A 16,178-nucleotide genomic window follows, 5' to 3' on the forward strand; every position below is an offset into this window, starting at 1 on the left:
AAAGATGAATCATGTGAAAGGACAAGTTAAAGTATTAAATGAGTACGAGATTAATAAGTCAACAATGGCAATCATTCCGGAATTTACGGTCGATTTAGTTGTGATTTCAAAGGTATACGAAACAGATGATAATTTTTATGTTTTAATGAAACCGATTGAAATTATTGAAAGAAGCTGTGCTTACTTCGGAAGTAGTTACCGGGGTAGGCGTGAAGGAACGAAACAAATGATTTCCATCACTCATAAACCACCAATAGCAATCAGCTCAATGAATCAAATTTTCTTTTTCCCCACTTCATCTTCTTTAAAAGTAGAATGTTCTTGGATCTCCTACAATCATGTTGCTAATTTCAGAGGCGGTAAATACAATCGTTCAGTCGTTGAATTTTTCAATGGTGTTGAACTTCCATTAGAAATATCTCGTGGTTCATTTGAAAACCAATTATACCGAACTGCACATTTAAGAGCTATTTATGAAGACCGACTAAATCCTGAAAATACCCAACAGAAATCTTATAAATTAATCCCTGATAACGAAATTACCTCCTATATAAAAGGAATTTCAATACACCAAAAATAAAAATGAAAGATTAAAATTTTGACTACTTAACATTTTAGTAAAGTAGTTTTTTTATGGGGATTATTTGTAAAATATGTAGAAGAAAAGATTATTGAGAAGTTCAGAAATTTAGTCCTTTTGATTCTTAATTAGAAGGAGCTTTTAAAGTAGATTGTTGATTTCTTATTCAACTAGCTGGCAGTTTAGTTGAATAAATATGATAAAATAATGTGAAAAAGAGGGAATCATAGAGGAGTCAACATGACTATTTTTATGTATATTTTTGCTGTTTTTTCATTTTTTGGTTTGATATTTTTTTCATTTAAAAATAAAGAGTTTTATCAAAATGAAAGTATCGATGTAGGCACTTCAGATGTTTTAGGAGATATATTATTAAATATCATTGATTTCTTACCTTGGTATTTAAAAAAGCTATTTATTATGCTTCTTTTCTTGGGATTATGCATATTTTGTATTTGTTATTTTATTTTTTCGTAATGGATTGTTTATTCAACTAACGATTCATTAGTTATATAAGAATTTCTACTACTTTTAATTAAATTTCTATAAACACTTATATCACTTCTTATTCAAAAAAGGGCAAACAGGAAAAATAGGAGCCTCATTGACTCCCATGTGTTATGAAATTACTATTGATCCAAAGTTTAGGATGGATATCCTCCGGTTGGTGGTGGCCAAGCGCTAAATAATCTGCGTATTAGTACGATTTCACCTAAATGATAGGAGTTGTGAGATGCAATATTGCGTAGTACACCACCTGGTGATTCGCCTGGCCATTTCTCCAATGATTTGTCTAATTGAACAGTTTGGGCAATCGAACATGCCTGTTCTATCCCTTGAAGAAAATGCTGAATAACTTGTTTCCACTCTTCCTCATTACTTGGCCCCTCTTCAATAGGCCAGCTTTCTTTTACATCGGAAGGTAATTCTGGTTTCTCCCCTTGTGCGAATAATAAGAGAAATTCTTGCCAGTATGTCATGTGTTTGACTAATTGATAAATAGTATAAGGTAACTCTTCTATTCTTTTCCCTGCAAGATCCATGTTTATATCCAACAAAGCATTCTTGATAGGAAGATGACCACGTTCTCCTCTTAATGATTTTATTAATGTGTCACTAAACGCTTTATTTGATTGCTCCATAAAACCGACTCCCAACATTCTAGTTCAAATTCACTGAATTTTTTTTACTTTCTATTATCGAAAAAATCACTGTTCACATTAGTCAACTCTAATTTTTCATCTAAATCATTTGAAGATAAAGCAACCAATCTTTAACTGATTACAGTACATCTTCATTTTTTTTAATTATACTGATTAGAGTAAACTCTAAGTCAATAGATAAATGAATGATTAAAAGCTCTTACTTCTTCTTTAACTACTCTGCCAAATAATCCAATATAAAAAGCCAGTTAAGAGACTTGTACTCTGATTCAACTAACGCATTGCGTTAGGACTATAAAGAATTAACAACTACTAAACCAAAAAATAAATTTAAAATGATTACATTTCTTTTTTTTGTTTAATGCTCTCTGTAGAGTCAATTATTATAACTGTTTTAGCAAGCTAAATTCTTATATAGTATTGGTTCCGGTCAAAAAAAAAACTCAGACAAAGGAAAAAACACCCCAAAAGTCGTATAAATAATTATCGACAATTTGGAGGTGCAAAATGAAAAGAGAGAATGAAATGAATAAAGAAGACCTACTAAATAAAGGATATCGGAAATATTCAGGAGAAGAGATTGAAGTTTATTTCAGCAAAGATATCTGTACACATTCAGGTAATTGTGTAAGGACAATGCCGACAGTGTTTGATACAAAAAGAAAGCCATGGATTCTTGCTGATAATGGAGAAGTAGATTCAGCTATGAAAACGATCGATTTATGTCCAAGTGGCGCACTACAATATATTTATAAAAAGGATGATAAATAATATGAATATTGAAAAGACAGAGAAAAAACACTTCATTGAGAATGAAGAAGGGAAAATCGTCGCTGAAATTACATTTGTACATGCTGGAGTATCAAGAGTGATCATTGATCATACTTTTGTCGATGAATCCTTGCGAGGACAAAAAATTGCCAGTAAACTTGTTGCTTCTGTTGTAGAAGAGATGAGAGAACAAGACAAAAAGATTGTGCCACTTTGTCCATTTGCTAAGGCTGAATTCGAACGCAAAAAGGAATATCAAGATATGCTTGCGTAAATATACACATTATTAAATAGTGGTAACAATCGACCCTTTTTACATTTTTTTCTATCTATCATGTTAACATCATTACATATGAGTATCAAAAAGGGATGTATAGAAAAGTCAGGGGAGTTAAAATGATTAATGATAGAATAAATTAGATGGACATTTAAGCATTATAATTTGGGATTCACAGCTTGGGCGTGGCTTATAGAAAGATATAAGCTATACAATGGAGCTATTAGTTTTTGCAGAATTTATTAAATATCCTTGTTCAATAACAATGCATTAGTTGTACAAAAAGAGTTGCTTCGGCAACTCTTTTTTATTGCACTAAATGTCAGGTTAGTTCAATAAGTTTTTACTTTTAATTTGTATCTTAATTAAATTAATCACAGTCAACATTCTACTTCAACTTGAAATCGAATAACATTTTATTGATAGTTATTTTTTGCAAGGAGGGGGATATCTTTGATTCAAAAATTACTTCTTTCAAAGGATCAAATGATATACATAATTCAAAATGGTTTGCAAAAAACTAATTCACCAAAACATGTAACTATTATAGGGGCAGGAATATCTGGCTTAGTAGCTGCCTCACTCTTAAAAGAAGCTGGACATCAAGTTACTATTATAGAAGCAAATAACAGAATAGGGGGGAGAATTTACACAAAAAGGGAACCTTTTATTAATCATGAATATATAGATCTTGGTGCAATGCGGATACCTTCTTTTCACTATTTAGTTTTTGAATATATAAAAAAATTCAATTTACAAGTAAATGAATTTATTAATAGTACTCCTAATGATCTAATTTTCATTAATAATGTATTAACAGATGAAAAAAATTATAAAACAAATCCAGACCAATTAAAGTTTAATGTCTCCCCAAGTGAAAAAGGAAAAACAGCAACAGAGTTACTATTATTAGCAGTTGGTCCAGTAATTGATTTTATAAATCAAAATCCTGAAAAAAATTGGGAAATAGTTATTAATATGTATGATCATTATTCAATGTATAACTTTTTAAAATATAATCCTGTTGGTGAATCATTATCAATTGAAGCAATCAACTTTATAGAAACAATGGTTGGATTAGAAGGGTTTGTTGAACTTGCATTTACTGCAATATTAAGAGAAGTTTTAGTACTTCTAACAAAGGATTTAAAACTTTATGAAATTACAGGAGGCACAGATTATCTTATTAATGGGTTTTTACCACAACTAAAAGATAATATTATTTCGAATCAAAGAGTGAAAAAAATTATACAAAATGAATCAAACGTAACGATCTATTCAGAAAATTATATACTTAATACTGAGCATCGCCTTACAAGCGATTTTGTAATTTCAACAATTCCTTACACTTTATTGAATTTCGTAGAGTTACTTCCCTATGAGTCTGTTTCATATAATAAGCGGAAAGTCATAAGACAGATACATTATGCAAATTCAACTAAAATAGGTCTTCAGTTTAAAACGAGATTTTGGGAAAAATATGGATTAAATGGTGGGAAAATAACTACTGATCTACCAATCAAGTTTGCGTATTTTCCTAGTCATGGTCAAGAAGCGTCAGACAACACAGGGATCATATTAGCTAGCTACACATGGGAAGACGATTCTAGTATCTGGGATAATATGACACAAGCAGAACGGATTAAAATTGCTTTGAATGATCTCTCACAAATATTTGGAAATGTGGTGTTTTCAGAGTTTTTAATTGGATATTCACATAATTGGTCTCAATTTCCTTTTTCTGGAGGAGCTTTTGTCATGTATAAACCCGACCAATTAAAAGAATTTGGTCAATATATTGGTACACCAGAAGGGAGAATTCATTTCGCGGGATCACATTCTTCTACTACACCAGGTTGGATTCAAGGTGCGATTGAAGCAGGAGTTAGAACAGCTTATGAAGTTAATAATAGGTAAATTTTTTAAACATTAAAGGATGATTTCCCCTAAAAGGTTATCTTTTATTTACTTTTAGTGGAATTATTTTTAAAAAAATTACCGAATATTTAATCATCATTATTCAACTACCATGGGAGTACGAAATAAACTACCATTCACTGTTGTGAATCTGAGGATTCATGGATGGCTAACGCAGTGCGTTAGTTCAATAAACAAATCAGAAGTTTTTCCTTTTTATTTTGAAATTACCACAAAATAGAAAAAAATAGTTTCAAAATCATACATGATACTGTAATATCGATAAGGGCACCTTAAAAAAAGAAAGGGTGCATAAAAGTGTATGGTATTATTCATTTCGAAGTATTTTTAATAACAGGAATTTTGTTAAATTTAATTCCAGGTGCAGATACGATGTATATCGTAGGTCGAAGTATTTCTCAAGGGAGAAAAGCAGGAGTATTTTCCGTTTTAGGAATCATTTCAGGCTCATTAATTCATACGCTTTTGGTTGCGTTTGGATTATCCCTTATACTATTAAAATCTGTTTTCTTATTTAATACGATTAAGATTTTAGGTGTTATCTATTTGGTATACTTAGGGATACGTATGCTACTAGATAAATCAAATGCTGCGTTTCGAACAGCCGAAGTTGATAAATTAAATATATCCAAAGTATATGTGCAAGGTATTTTAACGAGCCTAACAAATCCCAAAGTATCTTTATTTTTTCTTTCGTTCCTTCCACAATTCATCGATACAAAGGCTTCTGGTCCGATTCCTTTTCTGATCTTAGGACTGACCTTTACAGCAACAGGGTTGTTATGGTGTTTATTTGTTGCTTATTTTTCTTCTTATGTAACAAAGAAACTAAGAGGAAACCAGAAAATTGGAAGGGTTTTAAACAAAGTAACTGGAATAATCTTTATTGGCATGGGGATTAAGCTACTTCAAATAAAAGCTCCTAACTAAACTTATTAAATACCTGATGCCCCCTAAAATATATGAGTTTATGTCGAATAAAAATATAAAGAATTCCTTCAGAAACGATATCTGAAGGAATTTTTTCATATTTGTTATGCAACTAGATGGCTGCTTCGGTAGCCTATTTATTTTACCAACTGGTAGTTTAGTTCTCAATATTAAAAGGATTTCTAGGTGATTAATTGAATATATATTTATTATTAACCAATTTTTGGAAGATAAGATTTACTGTATTACTGTATATCAAGTAAAAGATTACTTCGTTGTAAGAATATGTTGTAATACCGGATATACCTGGCATGCATTTTCGAGAGGGGAAATTATATGAATCCTATTTTATTAGATGTTCCGTTACAAATAGAAACAGACAGATTAATTCTTCGAGCACCACTTCAGGCTGGTGAAGGGAATGTAGTAAACCAAGCTATTAAGGATTCAATTAGCGAGTTAAAGCAATGGTTGCAATTATTCCAGTCAATTCCTACTGTTGAAGAAACGGAAATTCTCCTTAGAAATGCCCATATAGATTTTTTGAAAAGAGAAAGCTTTCGCTATCTTATCTATCATAAGGATACTAACGATTTTATTGGAACTGCTAGTCTTCACAGAATTAATTGGAAGGTTTCTAAATGTGAAATTGGATACTGGATTAACACGCAATTTAGTGGCAATGGGTATATGACAGAAGTAGTAAGTGAGTTAATAAACCTTGGTTTTCAACTATTCAAATTTAGAAGGGTTGAAATACGATGTGAATCTAAAAACACTAAAAGTCGTTCGATCCCTGAAAAACTAGGTTTTGAGCTTGAAGGGATATTACGTAATGAAGATCTTTCAGCTGACGGTAAAAATCTAGTTGATACTTGTATCTATGCAAAGGTAAATTAGACTTAATTTTTAAAATCCCCTGCACAACTATTACAGCGATAGTTAGATAAGAGTTCCTAGAGGTTGTCTATTTGATAGCCTTTTTTAATTTCAAAAATCAACATTTTAATTTAACAGAGCCAATAAGAAAAATAATTAATGATGAAATTATCATTTTTCTGGATGATCTTTTCATGGTTTTAAATGTTAATATGTTCGAGCAATTTTATGATTCCAATAACACTAGACATGTTTTTTTCAGAAGTTAAAAAATTATGAGCTTAATCTTAGAAAAACAAATTCATTTGATTAATTTAGTTTAATGTTCGATATTAATTGAACTACAAACTGATTAATAAAAACTGCTAGATTACTCTAAGTAAAGGCTATTTGATTAGGATTTATTGCATACTTTTTTTGATGAAAAAGTTGATTGGAATGGAGGGGTGCTCGACTCCTATTGGATTAGCGGGAAGGCTAAAGAATCTCGCCCTATGGAAAGTGAGCATCCTGTAATGGAAATCAACATCACTCTACTCCTTTTACGAAAATTTGGTAATTTAATTGACAAAGTTGTTTTTCAACAGCGTGAAACTACTTTTCAATTTAGTGAAGTAGTTTTTTTATTTATTCAAAGATAGTTTATTAGAATTTCATTAAGCATCATTAGAAACAAATTAGTAAAAAAAAATTATAAGATAATCAGTCAAATTATTACAAAAAATACTAGTTAGAATCATTTATTATTATTGAATAAATAGTTATATGTGATAATGTTAACAGTAAGGATATCTATTTAGAAATACGGCTTAAGGAGAGATTCATATTTAAATGAACGTTTTTGACTTAAAGGCTTTTTTTACAGAAGAACATTTTTTACATCTCATTCAACAATACAAAGATTATGGTCCATTAGTTGGAATATCAATCCCTTTTATTGAAGCAATTTGTCCAATTTTACCTTTGGTCATTTTTGTATTTGCTAATGCTGCAGCATTTGGTCCTTTATTAGGCTTTTTATATTCATGGATTGGTTCTTGCTTAGGTTCCATTTTACTATTCTATGTTGTTAGAAAATTTGGTCAGAAACGATTTTTTTCATTTGTAAGTAAGCATAAGAAAGTAGAATCATCAATAGGGTGGATTGAAAAAAGAGGATTTGGTCCAATTTTTATTATGTTTGCATTTCCGTTTTCACCATCTTTTTTAATAAATATAGTAGCAGGTTTGTCACGTATTAAAATATCGCAATTCCTAATCGCATTAGTACTTGGAAAGTTTACTATGATCGCGATGATTAGTTATTTAGGGAAAGATTTAACTTCAGTGTTTCAAAAACCGATAAAAGCATTGTACATAGGAATTTTTATATTCGTATTATGGATTGTTGGAAAAGTGATTGAGAAACGTATGGACATCAAAGAAAAAACAACAGAGAAAAAGAGTTCGTCTCAATCATCTGATGAGCAATAGATCATTTGACTCAGGGAGGGTGAGAGCAGCTTTATGCTAAGAAAAGAAGTATTTGACTGGGGAAAAGCGATCATTATTGGGATCGCAATTGCTTTTATTGTAAGAACGTTCTTATTTTCTACATATGTAGTTGATGGAGAATCTATGATGCCAACTTTAAAGGATGGAAACTTACTAGTTATAAATAAATTTGGATATGAAATTGGTGATATTAACAGATTTGACGTAATTGTATTCCATGCAAATAAGCAAGAAGATTATGTTAAACGTGTCATAGGTTTACCTGGAGATTCAATTGAATATAAAGATGATCAGCTTTATATTAACGATAAAAAATGGAATGAACCATATTTAAATGATTACAAGAGTTCTTTAAAAGGAACACCTTTTACAGCTGATTTTAATTTAAACGAAGTTACAGGTAAAACGAAAGTTCCACCAGGCTATGTTTTTGTTGAAGGGGACAATCGACCAAAAAGTTATGACAGTCGTTTGTTTGGATTTGTAAAAATTGATAAAATTGTAGGGAAGGTCGACCTACTTTATTGGCCACTTTCAAGTTTGAATACGAATTTTAACAAATAAGCTCCTTATGGGGGCTTTTCTTATTAGGTACACATTTAACCATTATTTACTAAATAATAACCATTATTCTAATACATTAAGGAGGAGGATATATGTCGTTTCAATTTATATTAGGGCGTGCAGGAAGTGGAAAAACGCATCACATTTTAAATGAAATTACGGATAGATTAAAGAATGAAACAAAAAATATCATCTTTATTGTACCTGACCAAATGACCTTTCAAATGGAATATGAATTAGTTAAAAGGCAGGAAAAAAAAGCAATTATTAATTCCCAAGTTTTTAGTTTTACTCGATTAGCTTGGAAGGTTTTACAAGAAACAGGTGGAATCAGTCGGATTCATATTGGCGAAATTGGAATTTCTATGATTCTTCGAAAGATTATTGAGGAAAAGAAAGAAGAATTGAAAGTTTTTCATCACGTTGCTGATCGACAAGGATTCTATAAGGAACTAACGGGCCTTATTGCAGAGTTTAAAGGTTTTCAAGTTTCTTCAGATGAATTATCATCCGTTATTTTACAAATGGAGCAAGATTCCTCAAAGGATCATATCTTTATTCAACAAAAGATAAATGATATTCAAATAGTGTTTGATGCTTTTAATACATATATGAAAGATAAGTATCTTGATTCAGAAGACTATTTAAATTTGTTGATTCAAGAATTACCTAAAAGTGATTATATAAAAGACAGTATTATATATATTGATGGATATTATGACTTGGCACCTCAAGAGCGAAATGTAGTTGAGGAGCTAATGAGATATTGTAGTGAGGTAAATTTCTCTCTAACAATCGACCGGCCATATGATGATTTTTTACCGCATGAATTAAATTTATTTTATAAACCAGCGCTTTTATATCAACAAATTAAAGAGATTGCTTTAAATACGAAGCAAACAATAGAGAAACCTGTTATTTGTCATCATAATTTTAGAAATCAATCGAATGATTTGAAGTATTTCGAAACGAATTTTGATAGCAGACCAGTTAAGCCTTCGTTTGAATCTGATGGAATTAAGATTATGTCGGCATCTAATCGTCGAGCCGAAGTAAATGGGATTGCGAAAGATATTATTAATAAGGTGCGTGATCAAGGATATCGATATCGAGATATAGCCATTTTCTTAAGAAATGGAGATTCCTATTCACATTTGATTTCAACGCTTTTTCATGCGTACCAAATACCCATTTTCATAGAAGAAAAGCGTTCAATGCTAACGCATCCATTATTTACGTTTTTACAAGCTACTTTTGATATCATTCAAAAGAATTGGAGATATGAATCGGTTTTCAATGCTTATAAAACGGAGCTAGTTTATCCATTTGAAAGCAATCGTGATAAGAATCGTGAACAGCTCGAGTTATTTGAGAATTATTGCATAGCGTATGGTAAGCAAGGAAAAAGGTGGACGATTGAAGAGCCATGGAAGTATCGAAAGTATCGCTCAACTGAAGGTATTGATCGAGGAATCACAAATGAGGAGTTAGAGTTCGAAGCATTAATCAATTCAGTAAGAGATTTATTAGTAAAGCCAATTCTTACATTTCAAAGCAATCTGAAGCAAGCTAAAAATGCGAGAGAAATGTGTGTAGCCTTGTTTGAATTTGTTGAATCGCTAGATATTTCAAGGAAGCTTCAACGTTTAAAGGATGATGCTGAAAATCGATCCAATTTAATTGAAAGCAAAGATCATGAGCAAGTTTGGAAAGGGTTTATTCAGCTTTTAGATGAATGCGTTGAATTAATTGGAGAAGAAAAACTGTCACGTAAAACATTTTTTGAAATTCTTCAAACTGGTTTTCAATCACTTGAATTTGCGAATGTTCCGGCATCATTAGATCAAGTTAACATAGCTGATTTTGATCATTCAAGACTACAAAATGTAAAGTGTGCTTATATCATTGGTGTAAATGAAGGGGTTATTCCAAGGAAGGCTAGTGAAGACGGACTATTAGGCGATACTGCCCGAGAGTTTTTACAATCATTTGGTGTGGAAGTAGCACCAACAAGTAAGCACCAATTATTTGTTGAAAATTTTAATATCTATACTGGAATTAATCGTGCAAGTCATGAGTTAATCATTAGTTATCCATTAACAAGTGATGATGGAAAAAGTCTTGCCCCATCAAGTCTCATTCAAAGGATAAAATCGATTTTTCCAAATATACATCAAAGATTTGAAAGTGGAGACTTAACTTTTAGTTCTGTAGAAGAACAGTTAACATCTATTACAAATTATGGTACAGCTTTAACGAATTTAGTATCTCAGCTTCAAGTTTGGTCGACTAGGGAAACTGAAACGAATATGGATTTATGGTGGACGCTTTATAATGTTTTAAGAGAAAACTCTGATTCAAAAGATAAACTGTATAAAGTAATAAGTAGCGTAATGTATAACAATGTCGCGAAAGATCTTGGAGAAGATTTAAGTACAGAATTATATGGGGAAGAATTGAGTGGATCGGTATCACGAATTGAGCTTTTCCATCAATGCGCATATGCCCATTTTGCACGATATGGTCTTAAGCTTCAAGAACGTGAAATTTATAAGTTTGAATCATTTGATATGGGTCAATTATTCCACAGTGCTTTAACAATTATTGGAGAGAATCTTTTACAGACCGGTAAAAGCTGGAGTAGTTTAACGAATTCAGAATGTGATGAATTAGCAGCAAAAGTAGTTGATGAAATCTCTCCAAAGTTTCAACGTGAGATTTTGCTAAGTACGAATCGATATATGTTTTTAAAGAAAAAAATGAAGGATGTTATTGCGAAAGTATCCTCAATTTTAAGTCAACAAGAGCATGCAGGTAAATTCGTTCCTATTGCTTTAGAAGTACCATTTGGTATGGGGAAACAGTTAAATTCTTATGAACTTCCGATTGATGGGAAGAGAAGAATGGTATTAAATGGCCGAATTGACCGAATTGATAAAGCAACAAGTGAAAAAGGCGATTACTTACGAATTTTGGATTATAAATCAACGAAAAAGGAATTAAAATTATCAGATGTATACTACGGACTTGCTTTACAGTTACTAACATATTTAGATATAGCTGTAGCAAATTCAACAACATTACTTGGAAAACACGCGGACCCGGCTGGTATTCTTTATTTCCATGTTCAAAATCCGATTGTTAAAGTGAAAAATAATATCGAATTTGATGAAATTCAGGATGAAATCTTTAAAAAGTTTAAAATGAATGGATTACTTTTAGAAGATCGTGAAAGTAATACGTTAATGGATGAAGCATTAATTCAAGACGGAAGCACTTCAAAAATTGTGCCGATTAGGCTTAAAAAAACCGGAGAATACATGGCAAAGTATTCAAAAACGGTAAAGCCTGAACAATACCCAATGATGACGAATTATATAAAGCAAAAATTTACTGAAGCTGGTCAGAAAATATACAACGGTTTTGTAGAAGCAAATCCATATCAGCAAAAGGATAAAATACCATGTACATATTGCTCGTACCAATCAGTATGTCAATTTGATGCGAATGTAAAAGGAAATGAATATCGTGTTCTACCTCCTTTAGAAGATAGCGAAGCATTACAAAAAATGATCGAGGTGGTGAATAAAGATGAGTAAAGAAGAAAATAACGCAAGTAAAACAACATGGACAGTCGACCAGCAAAAAGCGATTGATTTCGAAGGGTCAGATATTCTTGTAGCCGCTGCTGCTGGTTCTGGAAAGACGGCTGTTCTTGTTGAACGGATTATTCAAAAAATCATTCGTGATGAAAATCCAATAAATGTCGATGAATTACTTGTTGTTACTTTTACAAAAGCAAGTGCCCAGGAAATGAAAGAAAGGATTGGGATTGCATTAGAGAAACAACTTGTAAATAATCCTGAATCTGATCATTTAAGGAAACAAGCTTCTTTGTTAAATAAGGCTTCAATCTCAACTATTCACTCTTTTTGTACTGAAGTCATTCGATCAAATTACTATATGGTAGAGTTGGATCCAAACTTCCGTACTGCAGAAGAAATTGAGATTCAATTACTGATGGATGAAGTGTTAGAAGAGTTGATGGAGTCAGAATACAGTGATGAATCTAATTTAGTCTTCTTTGATTTAGTTGATCGATATACTAGTGATCGAGATGATAATGATTTACCGAAATTAATATTAAAGCTATATCGTCATGCAATTTCGAACCCAAACCCTAGTGAGTTTTTAAATGCATTCATTCACCAATATAATGTAGTCGGTAAACCAGTTGATGAGATCCCTTTTATTCAAGAACTTAAGAAATTTATTCAAGATGATTTGTTTGCTTGTATTAACACTTATAAACAAGCATTGGATATAATAGATAGCCCTGATGGCCCAATTAAATATGTTGATGTTTTTAAAGAGGAGTATGGTAATTTAGAATGTTTATTCCATGCCTCAGAAAAATCATGGGAAGAAATTAATGTTGGTCTACAAAAAATAGTATTTAATCGATTGCCCACTATTAAAAAGACAGAGGGTGATCAACAGAAAAAGGAACTAGTAGCGAATTTCCGAAAAGATGTTAAAAAGAATATTGATGATATAAGAGACAAGTATTTTAATCGAAGCATTGACGTTCAATTAAAACAAATAAGTGAATTAAAGCCCCTAGTTGAAAAGTTAATTGAACTTGTTAATCGTTTCATCGTATTATTTAAAGAAGCAAAATTAGAAAATGGAATTTTAGATTTCAATGATTTAGAACACTATGCACTTGAAATTTTAAAGGAAAAAGACGAAAAAGAATTAGTACCTTCATCGGTTGCAAGAGTATATCAAGAAAAGTTTAACGAAGTGTTGGTAGATGAATACCAAGATACGAACTATGTACAAGAATCGATTTTAAGATTAATCACAAAAGGTACGGGAGCTTCTGGTAATCTTTTTATGGTCGGTGATGTTAAGCAATCAATCTATCGCTTTCGATTAGCAGAACCACAACTATTTATAAATAAATACAATTTATATGAAAAAGAGAAAAATGAAAGAACTGGTTTAAGAATCGATCTTTCTAAAAACTTTAGAAGTAGAGCGGAAGTATTAGATGCAACCAATTTTATTTTTCAACAAATTATGGGAAGAGAAATTGGTGGAATTGAGTATGATGAAGATGCGATGTTAAAGCTAGGTGCGAGCTATCCTGAATACTCAGATTGCGCTGCTGAATTAATCTTATTAACGAATTCGGATGAAGAAGAAAATGAGCCTGAGTTCAGTGAACAAGAAGATGATGATCTTGTAGAAGAAAAGCTTGAACAAATTGAGGCAAGGTACGTAGCAAGAAGAATTAAGGATTTAGTTGAAAGTGAATATTTAGTAACGGAAAAGACTGGAGAAATGAGACCAGTAAAATATAATGATATTGCTATTTTAGGTCGTTCATTATCGAATGCTGATTTGTATATAGAAGAATGCAAAGCGTTAGGTATACCGCTATATGCTGAGAAATCAAAGGACTTATTTCAAACAATTGAAGTGGCCGTCTTTTTAAATTTATTAAAGCTAATCGATAATACGATTCAAGATATTCCACTTGCATCTGTCCTACGTTCTCCAATTGTAGGACTTTCGGAACCGGAATTAACGATGATTAGACTTAATCATAAAAATGGTTCATTTTACGATGCATGTCAAGATTATCTAAATAATTATGAAAACCGTCATAAACAGCTTTCAATTAAATTAGTAAATTTCTTTGAACAAATAAAGGAATGGAAACGACTCGTTAAAAGGGAGACACTTTCAATCTTTATTTGGAAGGTATTAAAGGAATCTACATACTATGACTTTGTCGGAGGCTTACCAGGTGGTAAACAAAGGCAAGCAAATTTAATTACGTTATTTGATCGTGCTAAAGCATTAGAAGAATCAAATTATAGAAGTCTATTTCAGTTTTTAAGATTTTTAGATCGTATGCAAGAAAGAGAAGAAAAGCTAGATGAGGTTCGTATTTTAAGTGATCAAGAAAATGTCGTTCAAATGATGACAATCCATAAAAGTAAGGGATTAGAGTTTCCTGTCGTGTTTGTCGTGAATACATCTAAGCAATTTAATATGCAGGATTTAAGAGCAAAATTCATTTTACAAAAGGAATTAGGTTTGGGTATGAATTTTGTACATCCTGCTTATCGTACGACTAATACAACCCTTTTGAAGGAAACAATCAAGCGCAAGGAACATGAAGAGTTAATTTCCGAAGAGTTACGAATTCTTTATGTTGCATTAACTCGTGCAAGAGAAAAACTTATTTTAGTAGGTAAAGTAAATGATGCACAAAAAATGATTGAAAGTTGGAAGAAAGTTGAAAACCATAAAGAATGGCTACTGCCATTAAACATGATTAGTGGTGCTAAAAGTTATCTTGATTGGATTGGTCCTTCGATCATTCGGCACGATTCTAGTAATGCAATTAGACTCGACGATGATTTGTGGCACACAGAAAATGAAATTCAGTTTTACCCATGTCGCTGGAATTATTCTATTGTAGATGCTTCTACAATTCAATCATTGGAAGCTGAAGAAGTAGAAAATGATAAAGTAGAAGTATTTCAAGCTTTCCAGTCAAAGGAACCGATTCAAATTAAAAATGGTGAGCTTCATGAAAAACTAGAAAATCAATTAAACTGGCAATATCATCATACACAATCAACTCTATACCGACCAAAACAATCTGTTACAGAATTAAAAAGAAAAATGCAAGAGGAAGATCCATATAGTCAAAGTTTTACAGCGACTAAAACAAAAGATTTTCCACTTGAAAGACCGAAATTTATGTCAGAACAAAAAATGAACTCAGCTGAAAAAGGAACTGCTGCCCATGCTGTTATGCAAAATTTAGATTATCAATTTGTCTCATCTCATGAAGACATCATAGATCAGATAAATAGTATGGTTTTAAAAGAATTAATTACCCAAGAGCAAGGGAAAGCTGTAAATAGCTTGGAGATTTTTGAATTCTGTCAATCACAGCTTGGTCAAATAGTGGCAAACTCAAATCAAAATCTTCGAGAAGTACCATTTAGTTATGGTGTTTCAACAAATGAAATTTATAAAGATTGGGAAGATGAAGAGGAAGTTGTATTAATCCAAGGGATCATTGACTTACTTTTAATTGATGGAGACGAGGTTATATTAATTGATTATAAAACCGATCGAACTGGTGCATTTGCAACAAAAGATGCCTTGAAGCAAGAAGCAATTAGAAGATATGGTGTTCAACTCGATCTTTATTCAAAGGCAATTGAAGCGGGGATGGATAAAATGGTTAAAGCTAAATATCTCTACTTTTTCGATGGTGGTCATATTATAGAGTTATAGGAAAAAGCGATGCATCTGCATCGCTTTTTTTGTGATTTATAGAGTCGCTACTTCATTTTGATCTACTAAATCAGCATCTAACGTATTAGTTGCACTTGCACCGTTTATTGTTGCCGGTAGAAACCCAGTATTACCTGAGCCCGAGCCAAAATATGATTTTGTTTGCGTTTTTGGTGAGATATTATTAAGATCTCCTGTATTTATATTTCCTTCATTGCTTGTGATGACAATTGCTCCAAGAAATGTTGGCATG

General features: G+C 31.7%; 13 protein-coding genes. 11 read left to right on the plus strand and 2 right to left on the minus strand.

All coding sequences use genetic code 11. The features are described from left to right. The first annotated feature begins 4 nt into the window (after positions 1-4). Entirely contained in the window at positions 5-580 is a 576-nt protein-coding gene (locus tag BED47_RS06375) for a competence protein ComK (protein ID WP_069032942.1), read from the plus strand. A 240-nt stretch (positions 581-820) separates the two neighbouring features. Beyond that, positions 821-1,057, plus strand: a complete 237-nt coding sequence (locus BED47_RS06380; protein WP_069032943.1) for a hypothetical protein — start codon at positions 821-823, stop codon at positions 1,055-1,057. Between the two features lie 167 nt (positions 1,058-1,224). Here the strand turns inward: BED47_RS06380 and BED47_RS06385 are convergent, their stop codons facing one another. Continuing rightward, positions 1,225-1,722, minus strand: a complete 498-nt coding sequence (locus BED47_RS06385) for a DinB family protein (RefSeq protein WP_069032944.1) — start codon at positions 1,720-1,722, stop codon at positions 1,225-1,227. A 546-nt stretch (positions 1,723-2,268) separates the two neighbouring features. On the opposite strand from BED47_RS06385, the gene BED47_RS06390 reads away from it, so the two are divergent. The 9 genes from BED47_RS06390 (at position 2,269) to addA (ending at position 15,925) form a co-directional block, all read left to right on the plus strand. Further along, positions 2,269-2,514: a (4Fe-4S)-binding protein gene (locus BED47_RS06390; protein ID WP_084006805.1), complete on the plus strand. Its 246-nt coding sequence runs from the start codon at positions 2,269-2,271 to the stop codon at positions 2,512-2,514. A 1-nt stretch (position 2,515) separates the two neighbouring features. Continuing rightward, positions 2,516-2,788, plus strand: coding sequence for a GNAT family N-acetyltransferase (locus BED47_RS06395; RefSeq protein ID WP_069032946.1), 273 nt, complete (start codon positions 2,516-2,518; stop codon positions 2,786-2,788). A gap of 456 nt (positions 2,789-3,244) precedes the next feature. Continuing rightward, the gene (locus tag BED47_RS06400; protein WP_353615547.1) at positions 3,245-4,708 is read left to right on the plus strand and encodes a flavin monoamine oxidase family protein; all 1,464 of its coding nucleotides are present in this window, start codon (positions 3,245-3,247) and stop codon (positions 4,706-4,708) included. A gap of 318 nt (positions 4,709-5,026) precedes the next feature. Next, positions 5,027-5,659, plus strand: coding sequence for a LysE family translocator (locus tag BED47_RS06405; RefSeq protein ID WP_069032947.1), 633 nt, complete (start codon positions 5,027-5,029; stop codon positions 5,657-5,659). A 336-nt stretch (positions 5,660-5,995) separates the two neighbouring features. Beyond that, positions 5,996-6,559: a GNAT family N-acetyltransferase gene (locus tag BED47_RS06410; protein WP_069032948.1), complete on the plus strand. Its 564-nt coding sequence runs from the start codon at positions 5,996-5,998 to the stop codon at positions 6,557-6,559. 810 nt (positions 6,560-7,369) lie between these two features. Then, positions 7,370-8,011: a TVP38/TMEM64 family protein gene (locus BED47_RS06420; RefSeq protein WP_069032950.1), complete on the plus strand. Its 642-nt coding sequence runs from the start codon at positions 7,370-7,372 to the stop codon at positions 8,009-8,011. A 33-nt stretch (positions 8,012-8,044) separates the two neighbouring features. After that, the gene (lepB, locus tag BED47_RS06425) at positions 8,045-8,596 is read left to right on the plus strand and encodes a signal peptidase I (RefSeq protein ID WP_069032951.1); all 552 of its coding nucleotides are present in this window, start codon (positions 8,045-8,047) and stop codon (positions 8,594-8,596) included. Between the two features lie 92 nt (positions 8,597-8,688). Then, on the plus strand, positions 8,689-12,195 hold the full coding sequence (gene addB / locus BED47_RS06430; RefSeq protein ID WP_069032952.1) for a helicase-exonuclease AddAB subunit AddB: 3,507 nt from the start codon (positions 8,689-8,691) through the stop codon (positions 12,193-12,195). Continuing rightward, positions 12,188-15,925, plus strand: a complete 3,738-nt coding sequence (gene addA, locus BED47_RS06435; RefSeq protein ID WP_069032953.1) for a helicase-exonuclease AddAB subunit AddA — start codon at positions 12,188-12,190, stop codon at positions 15,923-15,925. The genes addB and addA overlap by 8 nt, the downstream gene beginning before the upstream one ends. A gap of 36 nt (positions 15,926-15,961) precedes the next feature. On the opposite strand, the gene BED47_RS06440 is transcribed toward addA, so the two are convergent. Then, positions 15,962-16,177: a spore germination protein gene (locus BED47_RS06440; protein WP_069032954.1), complete on the minus strand. Its 216-nt coding sequence runs from the start codon at positions 16,175-16,177 to the stop codon at positions 15,962-15,964. Position 16,178: the final 1 nt, after the last annotated feature.

Origin of the sequence: Gottfriedia luciferensis (assembly GCF_001712755.1) — a bacterium.
GTDB classification, from domain to species: domain Bacteria; phylum Bacillota; class Bacilli; order Bacillales; family Bacillaceae_G; genus Gottfriedia; species Gottfriedia luciferensis_B.

Coding starts and splice junctions, on each gene's coding strand:
- BED47_RS06385 (WP_069032944.1), bottom strand. CDS start 1,722: ATGGAGCAATCAAATAAAGCGTTTAGTGACACATTAATAAAATCATTA.
- BED47_RS06375 (WP_069032942.1), top strand. CDS start 5: ATGAATCATGTGAAAGGACAAGTTAAAGTATTAAATGAGTACGAGATT.
- BED47_RS06395 (WP_069032946.1), top strand. CDS start 2,516: ATGAATATTGAAAAGACAGAGAAAAAACACTTCATTGAGAATGAAGAA.
- BED47_RS06380 (WP_069032943.1), top strand. CDS start 821: ATGACTATTTTTATGTATATTTTTGCTGTTTTTTCATTTTTTGGTTTG.
- BED47_RS06390 (WP_084006805.1), top strand. CDS start 2,269: ATGAATAAAGAAGACCTACTAAATAAAGGATATCGGAAATATTCAGGA.
- BED47_RS06420 (WP_069032950.1), top strand. CDS start 7,370: ATGAACGTTTTTGACTTAAAGGCTTTTTTTACAGAAGAACATTTTTTA.
- addA (WP_069032953.1), top strand. CDS start 12,188: ATGAGTAAAGAAGAAAATAACGCAAGTAAAACAACATGGACAGTCGAC.
- BED47_RS06440 (WP_069032954.1), bottom strand. CDS start 16,177: ATGCCAACATTTCTTGGAGCAATTGTCATCACAAGCAATGAAGGAAAT.
- addB (WP_069032952.1), top strand. CDS start 8,689: ATGTCGTTTCAATTTATATTAGGGCGTGCAGGAAGTGGAAAAACGCAT.
- lepB (WP_069032951.1), top strand. CDS start 8,045: ATGCTAAGAAAAGAAGTATTTGACTGGGGAAAAGCGATCATTATTGGG.
- BED47_RS06410 (WP_069032948.1), top strand. CDS start 5,996: ATGAATCCTATTTTATTAGATGTTCCGTTACAAATAGAAACAGACAGA.